This is a genomic window from Polaribacter tangerinus (assembly GCF_038024095.1).
GTDB classification, from domain to species: Bacteria; Bacteroidota; Bacteroidia; order Flavobacteriales; family Flavobacteriaceae; genus Polaribacter; species Polaribacter tangerinus.
Map to the genome: position 1 here is coordinate 1,578,016 of NZ_CP150668.1, position 20,001 is coordinate 1,598,016.

22 protein-coding genes are annotated in these 20,001 nt (G+C 30.3%); 18 read left to right on the forward strand and 4 right to left on the reverse strand.

Annotated elements, in window-relative coordinates:
* Position 1 precedes the first annotated feature (1 nt).
* Together WHD54_RS06950 and WHD54_RS06955 are read right to left on the reverse strand one after the other, a co-directional pair.
* Positions 2-856 carry a YicC family protein gene (locus tag WHD54_RS06950; RefSeq protein WP_088324652.1) on the reverse strand — a complete coding sequence of 285 codons (855 nt, stop codon included), beginning with the start codon at positions 854-856 and terminating at the stop codon, positions 2-4.
* 78 nt (positions 857-934) lie between these two features.
* Positions 935-1,822 carry a DMT family transporter gene (locus WHD54_RS06955; RefSeq protein WP_088324633.1) on the reverse strand — a complete coding sequence of 296 codons (888 nt, stop codon included), beginning with the start codon at positions 1,820-1,822 and terminating at the stop codon, positions 935-937.
* A 300-nt stretch (positions 1,823-2,122) separates the two neighbouring features.
* Here WHD54_RS06955 and WHD54_RS06960 point away from each other — a divergent pair, with 300 nt between their 5' ends.
* From WHD54_RS06960 to upp, 4 genes are all read left to right on the forward strand, one after another.
* Positions 2,123-3,736 (forward strand): hypothetical protein, encoded by a 1,614-nt coding sequence (locus tag WHD54_RS06960; protein WP_143744276.1) that lies wholly within the window; start codon positions 2,123-2,125, stop codon positions 3,734-3,736.
* A 4-nt stretch (positions 3,737-3,740) separates the two neighbouring features.
* Complete coding sequence (locus WHD54_RS06965) at positions 3,741-4,280, forward strand: hypothetical protein (RefSeq protein WP_088324631.1); 540 nt, start codon at positions 3,741-3,743, stop codon at positions 4,278-4,280.
* Positions 4,281-4,304: 24 nt separating this feature from the next.
* Positions 4,305-4,718 (forward strand): hypothetical protein, encoded by a 414-nt coding sequence (locus WHD54_RS06970; RefSeq protein WP_088324630.1) that lies wholly within the window; start codon positions 4,305-4,307, stop codon positions 4,716-4,718.
* A 227-nt stretch (positions 4,719-4,945) separates the two neighbouring features.
* Positions 4,946-5,599 (forward strand): uracil phosphoribosyltransferase, encoded by a 654-nt coding sequence (gene upp, locus WHD54_RS06975; protein ID WP_088324629.1) that lies wholly within the window; start codon positions 4,946-4,948, stop codon positions 5,597-5,599.
* Here upp and WHD54_RS06980 read toward each other — a convergent pair.
* Positions 5,594-6,232: a hypothetical protein gene (locus WHD54_RS06980; RefSeq protein WP_143744275.1), complete on the reverse strand. Its 639-nt coding sequence runs from the start codon at positions 6,230-6,232 to the stop codon at positions 5,594-5,596. The genes upp and WHD54_RS06980 overlap by 6 nt on opposite strands.
* A gap of 329 nt (positions 6,233-6,561) precedes the next feature.
* Between WHD54_RS06980 and WHD54_RS06985 the strand changes: the two genes are divergently transcribed.
* From WHD54_RS06985 to WHD54_RS06995, 3 genes are all read left to right on the forward strand, one after another.
* Positions 6,562-6,783 carry a DUF6341 family protein gene (locus tag WHD54_RS06985; RefSeq protein ID WP_088324627.1) on the forward strand — a complete coding sequence of 74 codons (222 nt, stop codon included), beginning with the start codon at positions 6,562-6,564 and terminating at the stop codon, positions 6,781-6,783.
* A 9-nt stretch (positions 6,784-6,792) separates the two neighbouring features.
* Positions 6,793-7,464: a tRNA (guanosine(46)-N7)-methyltransferase TrmB gene (gene trmB, locus WHD54_RS06990; protein WP_088324626.1), complete on the forward strand. Its 672-nt coding sequence runs from the start codon at positions 6,793-6,795 to the stop codon at positions 7,462-7,464.
* A gap of 93 nt (positions 7,465-7,557) precedes the next feature.
* On the forward strand, positions 7,558-7,893 hold the full coding sequence (locus tag WHD54_RS06995; RefSeq protein WP_088324625.1) for an MGMT family protein: 336 nt from the start codon (positions 7,558-7,560) through the stop codon (positions 7,891-7,893).
* Positions 7,894-8,032: 139 nt separating this feature from the next.
* On the opposite strand, the gene WHD54_RS07000 is transcribed toward WHD54_RS06995, so the two are convergent.
* Positions 8,033-8,491, reverse strand: coding sequence for a hypothetical protein (locus tag WHD54_RS07000; protein ID WP_088324624.1), 459 nt, complete (start codon positions 8,489-8,491; stop codon positions 8,033-8,035).
* 288 nt (positions 8,492-8,779) lie between these two features.
* Between WHD54_RS07000 and WHD54_RS07005 the strand changes: the two genes are divergently transcribed.
* From WHD54_RS07005 to pgi, 11 genes are all read left to right on the forward strand, one after another.
* Positions 8,780-9,919: an Mrp/NBP35 family ATP-binding protein gene (locus WHD54_RS07005; protein WP_088324623.1), complete on the forward strand. Its 1,140-nt coding sequence runs from the start codon at positions 8,780-8,782 to the stop codon at positions 9,917-9,919.
* A gap of 3 nt (positions 9,920-9,922) precedes the next feature.
* Entirely contained in the window at positions 9,923-10,159 is a 237-nt protein-coding gene (locus tag WHD54_RS07010) for a NifU family protein (protein ID WP_088324622.1), read from the forward strand.
* Positions 10,160-10,322: 163 nt separating this feature from the next.
* Complete coding sequence (locus WHD54_RS07015) at positions 10,323-11,378, forward strand: NAD(P)/FAD-dependent oxidoreductase (protein ID WP_088324621.1); 1,056 nt, start codon at positions 10,323-10,325, stop codon at positions 11,376-11,378.
* Positions 11,379-11,500: 122 nt separating this feature from the next.
* Positions 11,501-11,782 (forward strand): hypothetical protein, encoded by a 282-nt coding sequence (locus tag WHD54_RS07020; protein ID WP_233131015.1) that lies wholly within the window; start codon positions 11,501-11,503, stop codon positions 11,780-11,782.
* A 94-nt stretch (positions 11,783-11,876) separates the two neighbouring features.
* Positions 11,877-12,383: a ferritin gene (locus tag WHD54_RS07025; RefSeq protein ID WP_088324619.1), complete on the forward strand. Its 507-nt coding sequence runs from the start codon at positions 11,877-11,879 to the stop codon at positions 12,381-12,383.
* Between the two features lie 263 nt (positions 12,384-12,646).
* Positions 12,647-13,804, forward strand: a complete 1,158-nt coding sequence (locus WHD54_RS07030; protein ID WP_088324618.1) for a homogentisate 1,2-dioxygenase — start codon at positions 12,647-12,649, stop codon at positions 13,802-13,804.
* A 166-nt stretch (positions 13,805-13,970) separates the two neighbouring features.
* Entirely contained in the window at positions 13,971-15,134 is a 1,164-nt protein-coding gene (gene hppD / locus WHD54_RS07035) for a 4-hydroxyphenylpyruvate dioxygenase (protein WP_088324617.1), read from the forward strand.
* A gap of 108 nt (positions 15,135-15,242) precedes the next feature.
* Positions 15,243-16,160, forward strand: a complete 918-nt coding sequence (locus tag WHD54_RS07040; RefSeq protein WP_088324616.1) for a tryptophan 2,3-dioxygenase family protein — start codon at positions 15,243-15,245, stop codon at positions 16,158-16,160.
* Between the two features lie 133 nt (positions 16,161-16,293).
* Positions 16,294-17,064, forward strand: coding sequence for a DUF3108 domain-containing protein (locus WHD54_RS07045; protein ID WP_088324615.1), 771 nt, complete (start codon positions 16,294-16,296; stop codon positions 17,062-17,064).
* Positions 17,065-17,153: 89 nt separating this feature from the next.
* Positions 17,154-18,434, forward strand: coding sequence for a peptidoglycan DD-metalloendopeptidase family protein (locus tag WHD54_RS07050; protein WP_088324614.1), 1,281 nt, complete (start codon positions 17,154-17,156; stop codon positions 18,432-18,434).
* Between the two features lies 1 nt (position 18,435).
* Positions 18,436-20,001: a glucose-6-phosphate isomerase gene (gene pgi / locus WHD54_RS07055; RefSeq protein WP_088324613.1), complete on the forward strand. Its 1,566-nt coding sequence runs from the start codon at positions 18,436-18,438 to the stop codon at positions 19,999-20,001.

Consider the following 20,001-nt stretch of genomic DNA (forward strand, 5'->3'; position numbering starts at 1 on the left):
TCTATAAAACGTTAAGAATTTGCTCTTTTATTTGTTCAAGTTCATTTTTCATTTGAATAACGGCCTTTTGCATTGGTGCAAAATTTGCTTTAGAACCTGTGGTGTTAATTTCTCTACCTATTTCTTGTACTATAAAACCTAGCTTTTTACCATTAGAATCTTTAGAGGCTAAAGTTTCTAGAAAATAGTCTAAATGGTTAGCCAATCGCACTTTTTCTTCATTTATATCTAGCTTTTCTAGGTAATAAATTAATTCTTGTTCAAACCTATTTTGATCTGTTTCTACCTTTAAATCGTCAATAGCTTTTTTTAAACGAATTTTTACATTTTCTATCCTATCTCCGTCCAATGCTTTTACCTCTTCTAAATACGTTTTTATATTTGCTATTCTTTCTTTAAAATCAATTTCTAAAGAAGCGGCTTCATCTATTCTATATTGCACTATTTCTTCAATAGCAATATCTATGTTTTTATTGATGATGTTCCACTCATTTTCATCCAATTCTTCACGAACAGTTTTAAGTGCATCTGGCATTCTTACTGCCATTTTTAGTAATTCAACGTCATCTGAACTACCTGTTTGAACCACATTTCTAAGTTGCTGCATATATTCTTTTACAGCTAAATGATTGATGCTTGCCGAAGTTTCATCGGCAGTCATTTCTACAAAAATTGAAAAATCTACTTTGCCACGCACCAAAGCACTAGCTAACTTTTTACGAACTGCTAATTCTTTTTCTTTATAATAAGAGGGTATGCGAACGTTTAAATCGAGATTTTTACTATTTAAAGATTTAATTTCTATGGTAACTTTTTTGGTTGGTAATTGTAAAATTGCTTTACCATAACCAGTCATAGATTGAATCATAAAAAATGCGTGTTTGTTTTATTGAGTAGCAAAGATAGTTTTTATTTGTAATAGTTGTAAACTACATTATTTTTTTACTTGTTTGGTAACTAAATATACACCAAAAAAAATGAGAATTGTTGCGCTAATTTTTACTAAGTTTAATGAGTCGCTACCAACAATTAATGCATAAATAGAGGCTATAACAGGCTGTAAATATATAAAAACACTTACGGTTGTTGGTTTTAGTTTAGACAAACCGTACAAATTAAAAAGATAGGTTATACAAGTAGTAAAAACCACCACAAAACCTATATTCCAGTAAATGCTTACAGGTATTGTTTGCCAGTTTATTTCTGTAAATTCCTGGTAGCCAACTGGTAATACAAAAAGCAAACCAAACAAGTAAAACCATTTAATAAAAACTATTGGATGGTATTTATGAATTAAATTTTTTGCCAATACTAAATATAGTGCATAGGATGCAGCATTTACAAAAACTAAAAAATTGCCCAATGTACTATTTGTACCGGTTTCTGTAGAGTTGCTGCCATAAGTTATGAGTAAAAGGGTACCTAAAAGACCAATAAAAACTCCTGAAATTCTTTGTTTTCCGATAGATTTACGAATTAATATGCTCGAAAAAATAAGCACTAAAATTGGCGACGTAACCATCATTACAGAGGCGCTGATTGGTGTGGTATAACTTAATCCTTTAAAAAAAGTGAGCATATTTAATCCTACTCCGAAAAAAGCAGCAAGTAAAATTCTTTTATAATCTTCTTTGGCTACTTTTTTTGCTTTTATAAACATTCCTAAGCACCAAAATATTGCAGTAGCTCCAAGCACTCTAATAAGTATAAACCCATAAGGTTTTACGTAGTTTGGCATTACATCTTTTGCAATGGTATAGGTAACACCGTAAATGAGTGTGGCAATTGATACGGCAATGATTGCCAACGTTCTTTGGTTCATATTTTAAGTGTAAATAAGAAATTGCAAAGTTGCTAATAATTATGGGTATAGCCATAAAAAAAGAGCTCCAATATATTATTATTGAAACTCGTTGTTTTTTGGTTGATTAATTTATGGTAGCAATATATGCATTTTTTTATTTTTTAAAAAAAAGAAAAAAAGATTGTGAGTTTTCAAAATTTAAATACTTTTGTAAAAAAAATCTTAAAAAATTGAAAATATGAGAAAAATTTGTAAAATTGTTTATTGTTTATTGTACTAGTTTCATGTAATCTCCAAGAATATGAAACTAGCATTAATTTGGAAAATAATTTACAAAATAAAATTAGCTATGATATTGAAAATAATAATTTAATTATTAATAGTTCAAAGAGTTTAAAAAACCTTTATGACAACTTAAAATCAGGAGAAAAATTTGAATTAGAGTTAATAAAAAGTTTTTATAATAAAGGTTTCTTTCCAATGGAATTAGTAAGTATTGCAACTAAAGAAGAAATTGAGTACTATAAGAAAAAGAAAATCGAAAACTTTTTATTGTACAAAAGCAAAAAAAATAGTAATTTAAATGAAAATATTATAAATAACGATAATTTTGCTACTATTTTAAGTGAAGATGGAGAGGTACAAGTTGGCGATTCTATTTATAAATACACAAGTAAAGGCTTATTAATTGCACATATTAAAAAGAGAGCTTTATTTGAAACTTATACTAAAAAGAGTTCAAATAATCTATTTAAATCTAATTCTGATGTTTTTTTATATACACCAGATAGAAATAATTTATTAGATTTTAATGTAGAACAAGCAGATGAATGCGATCTAAATGCAACTATCTCAAGTGAGTTAATATTGCCTTCAGAATTCTATGGATGTGGTGGAGGTGGTTCAGTTTCTGGTGGAACAAGTACAGTGGGTGGTGGTATAAGAATACCAGACACATCAAATTATAGTGAATGTGTAAATAGTAAATCTGGTTGGATAGATAATATATTTGGAAGATCTTATGTTTGTGAATATTTTTTTAATGATGATAAAAAATTAAGAACTATTTTTGAGGCAGCAGATTATTATTTCTTCCAAGATGTATATGCACAAGCTAAATTTAAAAACAATACATGGTTTGGCTGGTTTTCTGATAGAAGTGCTGATGAAGTTTATTTATTGAATAAAAAAGTTATATTAAATACTAAAACTGAAAAAAGAGGTTTTGATTTTGCTATAGATTGGGAAGATACTGTTAAAGTTTTTAATAAAATTTATACGTTCTTTTTGTCAAAACCAGACAATACTATAACTTATGTTTCTAACGAGTATGATTTTAATACCAATACTGTAACTACGCATTTGCCAAATCCAGATAATTTATTAAATTTAGCTTCAAACAGCTTAAACTTAATAACACCTCAAATAGTCCAAAAGACACCTTTAATTGATATAGATTTTAATTTAAAAAATTTTTTTGGCACAAAGGTTAATAAGGCTGTTACAATAAATGTACTCTCTTTAAAATACAATCTAAGCAACACTGATATAATAAAGCTAGCTCATGAAACTTTAGCAGGTAAAAAGATTAAGTTAGATAAAGGTGAGACAGGTGCAATTATTATAGTATATGTAAATCCTAAAACTATGGAAGCTAAACCAGTTGCTTTTAGTTTATTTGGTGAAAAAACTACTGTAAGTAAACTTGCAGTTGCTGCAAGAGATTTTGACGTACCTCAAAATTTTAAAATAGATGACTTTTCAGTTGTATTTAAGTCAAAACACTACAGTGTTACAAACTCTACAAAAAATAGTATAGGTGTTAAGTTTAAATTTAGAATAGATGTTGTAAACTCTGTAGATATAGAAATAGAATCAGGTGCATATTATAAAGGTGTTTGGGGTGGTTCAAAATTTAAAGTTCAATATTAAGATTATGAAAAAAATAACATATTTACTTATATTTACTACTATAAATATATTTAGTCAACAAGAAGAATTACAAAATCAATTTAAATTAGAATATAATTTATTAGGTGTAGGTGCCTCTTATGAATTGCCAATAAGCGAAAATTGGTTATTAGATGTAGGAGTTGGTGTTGGTGGTGGTGTTGATGCTGATAATGGTTATGTTTGGCAATTCAATTCTAATTTAGCTTTTTATTTTAAAGGCGAAATGAAATATTATTACAACAGGGAAAAAAGAGTTAAAAAAAATAAAAATAATATAAATAATGCTGGTAACTATTTTGCTTTACAAACAAAATATTTTACAAGAAGATTTTCTCCAAGCGAAGATTTTATTCCCTTACAGAATTCCTTATTAACAGAAGTGCACTGGGGTTTACAGCGTTCGTTGGGTGGTTATTGGTTGTTTAATTTTCATGTTGGTTTGGGTGTCCTTAGAAATTTAGAGAATAATACAGGTATTATGTCACCTTCAATTGGTTTGAAATTTTCTTACAAACTATTTTAAAAAATAAATTATGAAACAAATAGCATGTACACTCTTCGCAACAATTTTATTTTATTTTTTTCTTTTTCGCAAGAACCAAAAAAGCATAGTGTAGAAAACTCTATGTATGGTGTACAAACTGGTTTATTAGGTGTTTGGGGGTATAACGAAACAAAACCAAATAATGAGTTTGCTTTAAGAACAGAAATTGGTTTAGATGGTGAATACTCTTACAGCGATTTTGATTCCCCAAAATCTCAATATTATTTTATACCATCAATATCTTTAGAGCCACGTTGGTATTATAATTTTAAGAAAAGAGCAAAAAAAGGGAAATCTATAAAAAGAAATAGTGCTAATTTTTTAAGTTTAAAAACTACTTACAATCCTGATTGGTTTATAATTTCAAATACAGACAATGCAGATTTTGCAAACGTTTTTAGAACTATATCTTCTTGAGTTATTCGTAGAGATTTAGGTACTAATTTTTATTTTGATTTAAGAATAGGTTTTGGGTATGGTTTTGCTTCTAATGATTCAAATTTTTCAGGTGGTTTTTTATCCGATTTATCTGTTAGATTTGGGTACAATTTTTAAAGAATACTTTTTAATAATTTCTAAAGCTTAGTTTTATTTTTTAAAACTAAGCTTTCTTTTTTTGTAAGTTTGAAAAAATTCTTAACAAAATGACAATTCATCACCTTTCAGAAAATAATTCTATTTTACACAAATTTATAGCAGAAATTAGAGATGTACATATTCAAAAAGATGCGTTAAGATTTCGAAGAAATATAGAAAGAATTGGAGAAGTTTTAGGCTATGAATTAAGTAAGAGTTTGCACTATTCTAATACAACAATTGCCACACCTTTAGGCGTAAAAAACAGTCAAAAACTTAGTAATAATGTTGTTTTGTGTGCTGTTTTAAGAGCGGGTTTACCTTTACATCAAGGATTGCTAAATTATTTTGATGATGCAGAAAATGCTTTTATTTCTGCATACAGACATTACCCAAATAATACCAAAGATTTTGAAATTAAAGTAGATTATTTTGCAGCTCCTTCTATAGAGAATAAAACACTTTTATTAGCAGACCCTATGTTGGCAACAGGCCAAAGTTTAGTAGCTGTTTATGAGGCTATAAAAAAACAAGGCAACCCAAAAGAATTGCATATAGTTGCAGTAATTGGGTCTAGTGAAGGAATTAATTTTATAAAACAACATTTTCCAGAAAACACTCATTTATGGATAGCTGCTATAGATAAAAAGTTAGACGACAATGGCTATATAGTGCCAGGTTTAGGAGACGCTGGCGATTTAGCCTTTGGAGGTAAATTATAACAAAGTAAAAAATACAGCTCCCAATAGTAGCAATAATAAAAATATATTTTTAACAATTTTATATTTAATTACTGCTATGCCATTCGCAATTATAATACTTATAGGAAACAATAAAAACAATAATTCCGAACCATTTTTTACAGGAATAAGTAAAGCGTAGATAAAAGCGATGCAAAAGTTTGTAAGCAGTAAAATCCAGTTTTTTCGAAAAGAATTATTTACTAAAAATACCTTAGGAGATTTTAAAAAAAGAGAAATTATAGTCGTTGTTAAAAGAAATGATAATATCCCAAAAAGTCCGTTTTCAGAAAATAAATAGAAATTTTCAAAAGAGTTAAAGTAAAAAAGGTTGTTAAAAATATAAGGTTTGTCAATAAATAAAGTGTAAGTAAATAAAAGGAACAAAGGAACAATAAAGCCAATAATAGGAGTTAAAATAGTATTAAGTATAATTTGATGATTTAAAAATACTGCCATATATATAAGCGCTCCTAAAATGGCTGTAAAAGGTTCAATAACAAATAAAATTCCAAGCCAAAAACCACTATCAAAAAGCTTTTGAAGTATATTTTTTGTCGATTTTAAACTATATATTCTCCTGCAAAATAATAGATATATTATAAAAATTGCCATTGCTTTAAAGGTTAAAATCACCATTAAAAAGCAACTTATAATAAGAGTAAAAATGTAGTATCCATAAAAGTTATCTGCTGTTAACTTATTTTTAGATACTATAAAATTAAATAAGAAAAAAATGACTAAAAAAAGACACAGATACGTTGCAAATTTAAAAAAAGCTGTAAACTCGAAACCGTTAGAAAACAATAATGTGTAGGAAACCGTTGTAAATAGAACGAAAAATAAGCTTAAAAGAATAATGAAATTGATTGGTTTAGATTTGCTTAAAAAATTGGCTAGCATTGTTTCTTTTATTATTTTTGCACTGTAAAGATAAATAAGTTATGATATTAAGCAATATTTTTGAGTGGATTGGTCGTTTATTTACAGACCTTTTATTTCTTCCTTTTAATTGGTTACGTCTTACCGTTGCTACTGCAGATTTAGGCTGGTGGATTTCTAACGCACCAAATTGGGGTTTTTTAGCTATTCTATTAGTTTTATTTGCTTATTGGATGAAGGAGTCTTTCAAGTTTAAAAATGAAGGAACAGAAGACAGAGCATAAACAGACACTTTGGGAAGTAAAAATAAATTAAAACGTTTTCATGAAAATGAAACGTTCAAAAATGTCATTCAGCCGACTAGAGAAGAGGTAGTTACTAACTTTTCTTACAAAGGCAAATGGCATTCTTTTTTTAAGAACAACAATCCTATTGTTGTAGAGTTAGGCTGTGGTAAGGGTGAATATACAATTGCTCTAGCAAGAAAAAATCCTACTATAAATTATATAGGCATCGATATTAAAGGTGCTCGTTTTTGGCGTGGTGCAAAAACTGCTTTAGAAGAAAATTTACCAAATGTAGCTTTTGTTAGAACTCAAATTGAGCTTGTAGATTTTATTTTTGCAGAAAATGAGGTTTCTGAAATCTGGATTACTTTTCCCGATCCTCAAATAAAATACAAGCGCACAAAGCATAGAATGACTAATAGTTCTTTTTTAAAGAAATATCATCAAATTTTATCTGAAACAGGAGTGGTAAATTTAAAAACTGATAGCGAATTTATGCATGGTTATACTCTCGGTTTATTACACGGAGAAGGGCACGAAGTTATAAATGCCAACCACAATGTGTATAAGAACGAAGGTTCGCCTAAAGAGGTTACCGAAACACAAACTTTTTACGAAAATCAGTATTTAGCTGTAGATAAACCTATTACTTATATTCAATTTCGATTGAAGTATTAATCTTTTCCATTTACTGTCATTATATAAAGAAGTCATTTTTTAAGATTATTAAGAAATCTTTGATTTAAAATTAAAACGTACTATCTTTAAACAGTGAAAGAAACCGACAATTTTTTCGAAAAAGTATATGATGTAGCTCGTTTAATACCTTTTGGTAGAGTTACTAGTTATGGCGCAATTGCAACCTATTTAGGAGCCGCTAGGTCTGCGCGAATGGTTGGTTGGGCTATGAATAATTCACATCATCAAAAGAAACCCGTACCTGCTCATAGAGTTGTAAACAGAAAAGGGTTACTTACTGGGAAGCATCATTTTGAGGGAACAAATTTAATGCAACAATTGTTGGAGAATGAGGGAGTAGTTGTGGTTGATAATCAAATTCAAAATTTTGAGGCATTATTTTGGAATCCTTTAAATGAATTATATTAATTTGAGTAGTTATTTTTTACTTACTTTCAAAATCAACCTATTTAAGTAAAGTATTCTTCACAAATTTAAAAGCAACGTATTCGCATAAAAAAAAGTCCAATAAATTAATATTGGACTTTTTAGATACTTATTCCTAACTTTATTTTACGATATGATCGTCATCAATTTTCTCGAACTTTCCAGTCCAAGATTTACCGTCTAATATAGACTTGTAATAAAACCTGTTTCCTTTAATTCTTGTGATTTTAGTATTTAACTTTAAACCACGTTCAAAAGGTAGGTTTCTTTTTTTAATTTCTAAAATAGTAAGGGAGTACTCATGCTCTGAGTTCCACTCTATCTTAGCTTTTATAAACTCATTGTTCGGATGATACTCTGTGTAAATACCGTCTTTAATAGAGACAGTTATTTCATCTGAACCTAACTTATAGCTATAAGTACCCTCTTCTAAACAAGTTTTAAAACTTGGCTTGGGTGTTGCTTTTCTGTAAGTTCTTTTTGAGTTTGCATCTACGTTTGCCAATCTTTGACTGTAGAAATTTACGGATGTTGCTAAAAATAGCACGGTAGCGAAAATCGCTGTGTTAAAATTTTTCATAATTGGGGAATTAGTTATTTGATACAAAAGTATACACTATCGACAAATCATTTTTGTAAAAAATCGTAATTTATTATAAAAAAAATTAATTTTAACATAAATTTTTATTCTTTTTTGTTTGAAGAGCCCTTTATGGCATATTATTTATAATTATAGTGAAATAGATAAACAAAATCTATACTCTTTATTTTATAAATTCTAAGCCTTATCTTTGTAGTTAATTATTAACTAGTTATTATTTATAAAAAGTGTATTAAAAATATACTTTTAAAAGACACTTTATAGAGCATGAGTTTTACAAAAAAAGATATATATACTGCATTAGAAACTATTACTGCTCCGGGCGAAGGAAAGAGTTTAATAGAAAATAAGAATGTAACTAATGTAGTAGTTTTTGGAGACGAGGTAGAGGTAGATGTTGCTATTCAAAATCCTACTTTGCAAGCAAAGAAAAAAATTGAGTCAGAAATTTCTAAAGCTATAAAAGCTCAAATAAACACCGCTTTAACCGTAAAAGTAAACGTAACAGTTGTTAAGCCAGCGCAAAAAGAGAATCCGAACCAAATTCGAGGTAAAGAAATTCCGAATATTAAAAATATTATTGCCATTGCTTCTGGTAAAGGTGGAGTTGGAAAATCTACAATAACAGCAAACACTGCTATTACATTAGCAAAAATGGGCTTTCGAGTAGGTGTTTTAGATGCAGATATTTACGGACCTTCACAGCATATTATGTTTGATGTAGAAAAAGCAAAACCTTTGTCTGTAAATGTTGAGGGTCGTTCTAAGATGAAGCCTGTAGAAAATTACGGAGTAAAATTATTGTCTTTAGGTTTTTTTACCAATCCAGATCAAGCCGTAATTTGGAGAGGCCCAATGGCTTCAAAAGCATTAAATCAGCTTATTTTTGATGCAGATTGGGGCGAGTTAGACTTTTTACTGTTAGATTTACCACCAGGTACAGGAGATGTTCATTTGTCTATAGTACAAGCATTGCCAATAAGTGGTGCAGTAGTAATTAGTACACCACAAAATATTGCTTTAGCAGATGCTAAAAAAGGAGTAGCAATGTTTCAACAAGAAAATATTAAGGTACCTGTTTTAGGCATTGTAGAAAATATGGCATTTTTTACTCCAGAAGAATTGCCTAACAATAAATATTATATATTTGGAAAAGATGGTGCTAAGAATTTAGCATCAGATATTCATACCAAATTTTTAGGTGAAGTACCATTGGTACAAAGTATTAGAGAGTCTGGTGATGTTGGTCATCCAGTAGCTTTGCAAAACGGAACAGTTTTAGAAGCTGCTTTTCAAGATATAACAAAAGAAATGCTTTCTGAATTGTTAAAGCGAAATGAAAATTTACCACCCACAGAAGTAGTTAGAATTACAACTATGAGCGGTTGTAGTGCAGTTAAAAAATAAATTATGACAGCAGAAGAAACAATAAATAATGTAGAAAAAGCACTAGAAGAAATTCGTCCATTTTTAATGAGTGATGGCGGAAACATCAGGCTTTTATCCGTAGAAAATTCTGTAGTAAAAGTGCAACTAGAGGGAGCTTGTACAGGATGTTCTGTAAACCAAATGACTTTAAAGAATGGTGTAGAAGCAACAATAAAAAAGTATGCACCACAAATTACAGAAGTAATAAATGTAGCATAAACTGATAAAAATCAGCTTTATATGCATGTAAACACACTATTTTTGATGGTATTCTAGAAAGAAAATATGCTTTGTAGAGCCACGAATAACAAATCTTAAGACCTCACAATTTTATCTCTAATCGAAAGAAATAATTTTGTGAGGTCTACATAAATAAGTAAAAATGATTACCACAGATATTTTAATTATTGGTGCTGGACCCACAGGATTATTTACCGTTTTTGAAGCTGGTTTATTAAAACTTCGCTGTCATTTAATAGATGCTCTACCACAGCCGGGTGGTCAGTGTTCGGAAATTTATCCTAAAAAACCAATTTATGATATACCCGCATATCCAGAAATTTTAGCAGGCGATTTAACCGATAAATTAATGGAGCAAATAAAACAGTTCGAGCCTGGTTTTACGCTAGGCGAGCGTGCAGAAACTATAGAAAAACAAGCTGATGAAACATTTATTGTAACTACCAATAAAGGTACAAAACATCATGCAAAAATAGTTGCTATAGCTGGCGGATTGGGTTCTTTTGAGCCAAGAAAGCCACCCATACCAAATATTGCCAATTTCGAAGATAACGGCGTCGAGTACATTATTAGAGACCCAGAATTTTATCGAAATAAAAAAGTAGTTATTTCTGGTGGTGGAGATTCGGCATTAGATTGGTCTATATTTCTTACAGACGTTGCTTCTTCTGTTACTTTAATACACAGAAGAAACGAATTTAGAGGTGCTTTAGACTCTGTTGAAAAAGTACAAGAATTAAAAAATGAAGGCAAAATTAATTTAATTACTCCTGCAGAAGTTAAAGGAATTATAGGTATAGATAAAGTTACTGGGGTTTCGGTTGTGCACAACGGAAGTGAAGAATTTACTATAGAAACCGATCATTTTATCCCTTTATTCGGCCTTTCTCCAAAACTCGGCCCCATAGCAAATTGGGGTTTAGAAATAGAAAAAAATGCTATAAAAGTAAATAATGCACTAGACTATCAAACCAATATTCCAGGTATTTACGCCATTGGTGATGTAAATACGTATCCTGGGAAATTAAAATTAATTTTATGTGGTTTTCATGAAGCAACTTTAATGTGTCAAAGTGCATATCAACGTATTTTTCCTGATAAAAAATATGTAATGAAGTACACTACTGTTGGAGGTGTAGATGGTTTTGATGGCACTAGAAAAGAGGCCCCAAAAGCAGTTGTTAAAAAAATTGAATAATTTAAAACCCCTTTTTTAAAAGGGGTTTTTTGTTTATTTGAGTGCTTAAAAAAAACTATTTATCAGTTTTATACATATTATTTTTATTTATTCTTAATAATCATTATTTTTGTGGCATGGAAATGATGTCAACTATTACTTTTAATATTCAAATTACAAAACATACGTTTTGTAATTATCAATTAAAAATAGGAGAAAAACTAATAACACTCTCTTTTCCTCAATTATTGCAACTTAGAAACAAGGTACATACACTTACAGTTCCCCAAAATTTAGAAGCAATAATAGCTCAAGATAATTTTGTACTATTATTTATTGCAGATAAAAAACATTTGGTTTTTTTAGACATTCCTACATTAATAGATTTAAAAGAAGAATTACTATTTTGTTTTTCAGACTTTTAAACAGCGTTTGTTTTATTTAGACTACTTTTAAATTTTTTTATCCCTTCAAATTCCTCCTTTTTTTCGAGTATCTTTGTTAAAAATACCTACAATCATGAAAACAGCCATTAGAAGACAAATGACAATTCATACAGAAGTTATGGATTTGTTAAATGAACAAATAGCATTAGAAATGCATGCATCTGCAGCTTATTTAGCAATGGCATCTTGGTGCGACCAAAGAGAGTTGGTAAATAGCAAAGCATTTTTTTACAAACAAGCAGAGGAAGAAAGAGGGCACGCAATGAAAATTTTCGAGTTTATAAATGAAGCTGGTGGTGCAGCAATATCACCTGCAGTACCTGTTGTAAATAATGAATTTGAGAGCTTAAGAGCTATTTTTGAAACCTCTTTAGACCAAGAAATACACGTAACACAATCTATTTATAAGTGCTTTAAGAAAGCAAGAAGTGTAGATGATTTTGCTTCAGAAGTATTTTTACAATGGTTTGTATCGGAGCAAGTAGAAGAAGAAGATACTGTAAGAAGCATTTTAGATATTTTCGATTTAATGGGAGACATGCCATTAAAAATGATAGACGAACGTTTACCAACAGCGTAAAAAATAATTTAAAATATTAAAACCCGAAACTAAAAAGTTTCGGGTTTTTGTTTATTTGCAATATTCTAAAACTCTTTTAGTATATTTGTGTAAATAGCGAAATCGATTGAAATGTATTTAGAACTTCTTATTTTTTTAAAATTCTTAATTAAAAGAAATCCTGAGTGATTTTTTAGTCCAAATACACATTTTTATAAAACGATAATTAGCTTTTTTTAGCAAGGTTTCTTATCAATTGTCAATCTAAAAAATTACTATTACTTATGCCTTTTTATCATAAACTCGGAGAAATTCCTCCTAAAAGACACACCCAATTTCGTAAAAAAGATGGTAGCTTGTACTACGAGCAACTCTTTGGTACTATTGGTTTTGATGGGATGTCTACCAATTCATATCACGAATACAGGCCAACTATGGTTAAAAATATTGGAAAGCAGTATTCTGTAAAACCAAAAATTGCAAAGGCAAATAATATTCAATCTTACCGCTTTCGCGGATTTCAAGTACCACCAGAAAATGACTATTTAAACAGTAGAAAAATTGTACTAACAAATACAGACTGTAATATTATTTTAGCGGCACCTAAAAATGCTACAAAAGATTATTTTTATAAAAATACCGATGCCGATGAAGTAATTTTCATTCACAAAGGATCTGGAAAGTTAAGAACTCATCTTGGAAATATAGATTTTAAATATGGAGATTATTTGGTAATTCCTAGAGGAATTATTTATAAATTAGATTTTGATGATGAAAACAATCGTCTGTTTATTATAGAATCATACTCTCCGGTATACACACCAAAAAGATATCGAAATTATTTTGGCCAACTTTTAGAGCATGCTCCTTTTTGTGAAAGAGATATTCGAAGACCTTACGAACTAGAAACTTACAAAGAGCTCGGAGATTTTTTAATAAAAGTTAAAAAACAAGGCGAAATTATAGAAATGACGTATGCTTCTCATCCTTTTGATGTAGTTGGTTATGATGGTTATAATTATCCGTATGCATTTTCTATACACGATTTTGAGCCAATAACTGGTCGTATACATCAACCACCACCAGTACATCAAACATTTGAAACCAACGCTTTTGTAATTTGTAGTTTTGTACCAAGACTTTACGATTATCACCCGAACTCTATACCAGCACCATATAATCATAGTAATATAGATTCTGATGAGGTTTTGTATTATGTAGATGGAGATTTTATGAGTAGAAATGATATCGACCAAGGTCATATTTCTTTGCATCCGGCAGGCATACCTCACGGCCCTCATCCTGGCGCTACAGAACGCAGTATTGGTCATACAGCAACCGAAGAGCTAGCAGTAATGGTAGATACTTTTAAGCCTTTGCAAGTTACGGAGGAAGCAATGAAAATTGCCGACCAAGAATATTACAAATCTTGGTTAGAATAATATAATTACCATCCACAGAAAAAAAATCCTACTATTGTAGGAAGGTACATTATACAATAATAAATTATACAGATACAATGAGGAAACCATTTTTTAATAGAGCGATTCGAGTTTACTAACAATAATCTCTTTATTAGATGTTTCTCTTTTTAAAATACAAATACTCATGAGTAAAAAAGAAATAAAATCAGTAAACTACGGTTTAGAAAAAATATTTGAAGGAGCACAAGACTTTTTACCTCTTTTAGGTACCGATTATGTAGAGTTTTATGTTGGGAATGCAAAGCAAGCTGCACATTTTTACAAAACAGCCTTTGGCTTTCAATCTCATGCCTATAAAGGTTTAGAAACAGGCTCAAAAGACTCGGTAAGTTATGTGTTAACACAAGACAAAATTAAGCTGATGTTAACTACGCCACTAAATAGCAAGTCTCCAATAAACAACCATATAGTAAAACATGGCGATGGCGTAAAAATTATAGCATTATGGGTAGAAGATGCAAAAAAAGCATATGAAGAAACCACTTCTAGAGGTGCAAAACCTTACATGAAACCTACTGTAGAAAAAGATGAGTTTGGAGAAGTTGTAAGAGCTGGAATTTATACATACGGCGAAACGGTTCATTTATTTGTGGAACGTAAAAATTATAATGGTACATTTTTACCTGGTTTTAGAAAATGGGAGTCAGACTATAATCCGCCATCAGCAGGGCTAAAATATATAGATCATATGGTAGGTAATGTGGGTTGGAATCAAATGAATGTTTGGGTAAAATGGTACGAAGATGTAATGGGTTTTGAGAACTTTTTATCTTTTGATGACAAACAAATTCATACAGAATATTCTGCTTTAATGAGTAAGGTAATGTCTAATGGAAATGGTAGAATTAAGTTTCCTATTAACGAACCTGCAAAGGCAGCAAAACGTTCTCAAATAGAAGAGTATCTAGATTTTTACGAGGGTGCTGGTGTGCAACATATAGCTGTAGCTACAGACGATATTTTAAAAACAGTAACACAATTAAAGGCAAATGGAGTAGAATTTTTATCGACTCCACCCGACGAATATTACAAGGCCGTTCCCGGAAGGCTAGAAGAATTTAGCCACGAATTAAAAGAAGATATTGAAAAATTAAAAAGACTAGGCATAATGATAGATGCCGATGAAGAGGGCTATTTGTTACAAATTTTTACCAAACCCGTAGAAGATAGACCCACACTGTTTTTTGAAATTATTCAAAGAATGGGAGCAAGAGGTTTTGGCGCAGGTAACTTTAAAGCCTTGTTTGAATCTATAGAAAGAGAACAAGAAAAAAGAGGAACCCTTTAAAAAGATAGCCACAAAAAAACTAAAATCAGGAATTAAAAGAACATTTTTTAAATCCTGATTTTAGTTTTTTGTAATTTAGTTTTTTGCTTTACATCAACCATTATTAAAATGAATAGAGAAGAAATATTAAGAGCGATAGAAAAAAAGTACGAAACTTTAGGGGTTCCGGTAGATGCCATGTTGGAAGGATTGTTGTGGAGTACGCCAATTACCTATTGGGATTATATACAAACTGATGCACTACTTGGTTTGCAAACTCCCAGAACTACACAGCCAGATGAAATGGTTTTTATCATGTATCATCAAGTAAATGAGTTGTTGTTTAAAATGGTATTATGGGAAATAGACCAAGTGGCAAAATCTACGGCTATTTCTGCAGATAAATTTGCAATGCATTTGCACAGAATTAGCAATTATTTTGATATGCTTTGTAACTCTTTTTCTGTAATGGCAGATGGTATGGAAAAAGAACAATACTTAAAATTTAGAAACACCTTAACACCAGCAAGTGGTTTTCAAAGTGCTCAATATCGTAAAATTGAGTTTGCCTCTACCGAGTTAATAAATCTAATAGACGCTCGTTTTAGAGAAAATATCGACCAGAACTCGTCTTTTAGAAATGCTTATAATCATTTGTATTGGCAGGCTGCAGGTAAAAATTATACTACCGGACAAAAATCGACATTATTACATCTTTTTGAGAAAAAATATCTTGGAGAGTTTATCGATTTTATGGAAGATTATAATGATATTAATCTCTCAAAAAAGTTTAAAGAACTTCCTTTAGAAGTTCAACAAAACGAGAGTTTAGTAAAAGCTATGCGTCATTATGATTATACTGTAAACGTAAAATGGGTAATGGCTCACTACAATGCCGCAGGTAAATATTTAGGAGGCAAAGAGAAAGATTTAGAGGCAACAGGTGGCAGTAGTTGGAGAAAGTATATGCATCCAAAATATCAAAGAAGAATTTTTTATCCGTATTTATGGAGTCAAGAGGAGCTAAAAAACTGGGGTACTTTTTAGTAAATCTATTTTATTAAACAGCTAGTTTAAACTCTAAAAAAATCGTTAAATGTTATTTATAAGCATCTTATAAATAACATTTTTCTTTTTTGGAATGGTAATTGTCAATCCTTTTTTATAAGTTTGATATTCTATGAAAAGTCTACAACTATTATTATTGTTTTTATCGATATCTTTTTCTCTTTTTAGTCAGAGCGATAAGAAAGCGTTTAAAAGCGGAGAATATTTACGCTATAAGATGAGCTATAGTGGTTTTTTAAGAGCAGGTACCGCAACTTTAGAGGTTAAAGAAAAGCAGTTAAACGGTAAAAAAGTACTTTATTCTAAAGGATCTGGTTGGACTTCTGGAATGATAAAATGGTTTTTTAAAGTAGACGATGTATATGAGAGTTTTTTTGATAAAGATAGTGTAAAACCCTATTTATTTAAAAGGAAAATAGACGAAGGTGGCTATAAAAAACATAGAATAACTACCTTTAATTACAACTCTAACAAAGCATATGTTCAAGATTTTTTAAAACAAAAAGATACAGCAGTTCCTTTTTTTAAAGTTCAAGACATGCTCTCTTCTTTTTACTATCTAAGAAATAAAAATGTAAAAGAAATGCAGCAAGGAGATGAAATAGCCATAGACATGTTTTTAGATTCTCAAATTTATCCCTTTAAACTACGTTTTTTAGGCAAAGAAACTTTAAAAACAAAATTTGGTTATGTTAAAACCCTTGTTTTTAGACCGTTAGTTCAGTCTGGTAGGGTTTTTAAAGCACAAGAAAGTGTAACAATCTGGATAACTGATGATGCCAATAAAATACCAATTAAATTAAGTGCATCTTTAGCTGTTGGTTCTTTAAGAGCAGAGTTAGAAACCTACAGAGGATTGGCAAATACATTTGCTAAATTTTAACGAAACCGATTTAGGAACTTCTTAAGACTAAGCTAGATTAAATAAAATTTATTCGTATTTTTGGGCGTTAGACTAAAAAGCCCTCATTTTTGAAAAAAACAATCTACTTACTTTCACTTTTATTTACGTTTTTTGCTTGTTCAAAAGACGATAAAACACCAAAATCTACTAAAAAAATAATACCAAAACCTATTTATAAATATGGGTATAAAGTAGCAGACTATAAAGTTATTGTAGATACTATAAAAAGTGGAGAAAGTTTTGGAGAAATTATGGATAGGCACCACGTAGCATATCCTACCATAAATAAAATTGCTACAGAAGTAAAAGATATTTTTGATGTTAGAAGAATTAGAGCCGGAAAGCCTTACGTTATATTGGCCAGTAAAGACTCTCTAGAGCAGGCAAAAGTTTTTATTTATAAGAATGATAAAATAAATGCTACGGTATTAGATTTTAAAGATTCTATAGTTAAGGCACACGTGTATGTTCAGCCAATTAAAAAGCAAGAAAGAGTAGTACAGGGTAAAATATATTCGAATCTTTCAAATACTATGGATAGCTTGGGTCTGTCGCCTAATTTAACATGGGCAGTTGCAGATATTTATGCTTGGACTTTAGATTTTGGTAAACTTCAAAAAGGTGATTCTTTTAAGGTAGTTTTTGAAGAAAAGTTTATTAAAGATTCTTTGTTTGCAGGTTATGGCGATATTAAATCTGCAGTGTTTAACCATAATGGTCAAAATTTATATGCCTTTCGTTTTGTGGCAGATTCTATAAATAATATTCCCGAATATTATGATGAAAAGGGAAATATGCTTCGAAGTCAGTTTTTAAAATCACCTATAAAGTTTCAATATAGAATATCTTCAAGATACAATTTAAAAAGAAAAATTGCGTATTATGGAAATCGTGTAAAGCCACATAAAGGGACCGATTTTGCAGCAAATATAGGTACTCCAATTATTGCCACAGCAAGCGGTACGGTTACGGAATCTCGACGAAGAGGAGGAAATGGTAATTATGTAAAAATTAGACATAACGGCACTTACGAAACGCAGTATTTACACATGCGAAAGCGAAAGGTAAAAAAAGGAGATTATGTAAAGCAAGGAGATGTTATTGGAACCGTTGGAATGACTGGTAACACTGGCGGGCCTCATGTATGTTACCGTTTTTGGAAAAACGGCAGACAAGTAGATCCTTTAAGTCCGAAAACAAAATTACCCGAAGCAGAGCCTTTAAAAGCAAGCCTAAAACCTACATTTTTAGCGTTTATTAAACCGTTAAAACTTCAATTAGACCATGCCAAAATTCAGGTAGAAAAACCAGCAACTATTAAAAAAGCAACCGAAAAAATTAAACTATAAAATGGCTTTAAAAAATACGAACCCTACACAAACAAAAGCTTGGGAAAAGCTTTCGAACCATTTTCAAGAGCAAAAAAATATTCAAATAAAAGAACTGTGTAAACAAGAAAATAGAAAGGAAGATTTTTCTATTGAGTTTGATGATTTATTGGTAGATTTTTCTAAAAACAGAATTACCAAAGAAACACTTTCTTTATTAGTAGAATTAGCAAATGAAGTAGATTTAAAAGACGCTATAGAGAAACAATTCACAGGAGAAATTATTAATGTAACCGAAGGGAGAGAAGTACTTCATACTGCGTTAAGAAGCACAAGTGAAACACCTGTTTTAGTAGCTGGTAAAAATGTAAAACCACAAATACAAACAGCTTTAAGAAAAATAAGAAGCTTTAGTAACAAAGTAATATCTGGTAAATGGAAAGGGTACACAGGAAAACCAATTACAGATATTGTTAATATTGGTATTGGAGGTTCTGACCTAGGACCAGATATGATTGTAGAGTCTTTACAATTTTATAAAAATCATTTAACTACACATTTTGTTTCGAATGTAGATGGAGACCATGTATCTGAAGTGATAAAAAAACTGAATCCAGAAACTACATTATTTGTTATTGTATCTAAAACATTTACAACACAAGAAACCATAAGCAATGCAGAAACCATAAAAAATTGGTTTTTAAAATCCGCGACCATTTTTGATATTCCTAAGCACTTTGTTGCCGTTTCTACAAATTTAGAGGCAATAGATAATTTCGGAATCGATAAAGCAAATGTTTTTCCAATGTGGAACTGGGTTGGTGGTCGTTTCTCACTTTGGTCTGCTGTTGGGTTGTCTATTAGTTTATCTGTAGGGTTCGACAATTACAGAGCTTTATTAGACGGTGCCGAAGAAATGGATTTACATTATAGAAATACCGATTTCGATAAAAACATTCCAGTAATTTTAGCTTTATTAAGCATTTGGTATAATAATTTTTATGGAGCAGAAACAGAAGCTGTTTTACCATACACGCAATATTTAAAAAAATTACCAGATTATTTACAACAAGCCATTATGGAAAGTAATGGAAAAGGAGTAGATAGAAACGGAAACCCAGTAAACTACCAAACAGGAACCATAGTTTGGGGAAGCACTGGAACAAATATGCAACATGCATTTATGCAGCTGGTACACCAAGGAACCAAGTTAATTCCTGCAGATTTTATTGGTTATGAAGAATCTTTGTACGGATTAACAGATCATCATAAAAAATTAATGGCCAATTATTACGCACAAATGGATGCTTTAGCTTTTGGTAAAACAAAAGAAGAAGTGCATTTAGAGTTAAAATTTTCTGGTGATGAAGCTAAAATTGCTACCCTTTTACCTTTCAAAGTATTTGAAGGAAATAGACCAAGTAATGCAATTTTATTTAAAAAATTAACACCAAAATCTCTAGGGAAGTTAGTAGCTATGTACGAGCATAAAATTTTTACACAAGGTATTTTATGGAATATTTATAGTTACGATCAATTTGGAGTAGAATTAGGTAAGGAACTGGCAAAAAAATTATTAAACAAGTAG

Excerpts from the sequence above, each read along its gene's own strand:
- WHD54_RS06950 (WP_088324652.1), bottom strand. The coding sequence starts at position 856 with ATGACTGGTTATGGTAAAGCAATTTTACAATTACCAACCAAAAAAGTT.
- WHD54_RS06955 (WP_088324633.1), bottom strand. The coding sequence starts at position 1,822 with ATGAACCAAAGAACGTTGGCAATCATTGCCGTATCAATTGCCACACTC.
- WHD54_RS06965 (WP_088324631.1), top strand. The coding sequence starts at position 3,741 with ATGAAAAAAATAACATATTTACTTATATTTACTACTATAAATATATTT.
- WHD54_RS06970 (WP_088324630.1), top strand. The coding sequence starts at position 4,305 with ATGTACACTCTTCGCAACAATTTTATTTTATTTTTTTCTTTTTCGCAA.
- upp (WP_088324629.1), top strand. The coding sequence starts at position 4,946 with ATGACAATTCATCACCTTTCAGAAAATAATTCTATTTTACACAAATTT.
- WHD54_RS06980 (WP_143744275.1), bottom strand. The coding sequence starts at position 6,232 with ATGGCAATTTTTATAATATATCTATTATTTTGCAGGAGAATATATAGT.
- WHD54_RS06985 (WP_088324627.1), top strand. The coding sequence starts at position 6,562 with ATGATATTAAGCAATATTTTTGAGTGGATTGGTCGTTTATTTACAGAC.
- WHD54_RS07000 (WP_088324624.1), bottom strand. The coding sequence starts at position 8,491 with ATGAAAAATTTTAACACAGCGATTTTCGCTACCGTGCTATTTTTAGCA.
- WHD54_RS07005 (WP_088324623.1), top strand. The coding sequence starts at position 8,780 with ATGAGTTTTACAAAAAAAGATATATATACTGCATTAGAAACTATTACT.
- WHD54_RS07010 (WP_088324622.1), top strand. The coding sequence starts at position 9,923 with ATGACAGCAGAAGAAACAATAAATAATGTAGAAAAAGCACTAGAAGAA.
- WHD54_RS07015 (WP_088324621.1), top strand. The coding sequence starts at position 10,323 with ATGATTACCACAGATATTTTAATTATTGGTGCTGGACCCACAGGATTA.
- WHD54_RS07020 (WP_233131015.1), top strand. The coding sequence starts at position 11,501 with ATGATGTCAACTATTACTTTTAATATTCAAATTACAAAACATACGTTT.
- WHD54_RS07025 (WP_088324619.1), top strand. The coding sequence starts at position 11,877 with ATGAAAACAGCCATTAGAAGACAAATGACAATTCATACAGAAGTTATG.
- WHD54_RS07030 (WP_088324618.1), top strand. The coding sequence starts at position 12,647 with ATGCCTTTTTATCATAAACTCGGAGAAATTCCTCCTAAAAGACACACC.
- hppD (WP_088324617.1), top strand. The coding sequence starts at position 13,971 with ATGAGTAAAAAAGAAATAAAATCAGTAAACTACGGTTTAGAAAAAATA.
- WHD54_RS07040 (WP_088324616.1), top strand. The coding sequence starts at position 15,243 with ATGAATAGAGAAGAAATATTAAGAGCGATAGAAAAAAAGTACGAAACT.
- WHD54_RS07045 (WP_088324615.1), top strand. The coding sequence starts at position 16,294 with ATGAAAAGTCTACAACTATTATTATTGTTTTTATCGATATCTTTTTCT.
- pgi (WP_088324613.1), top strand. The coding sequence starts at position 18,436 with ATGGCTTTAAAAAATACGAACCCTACACAAACAAAAGCTTGGGAAAAG.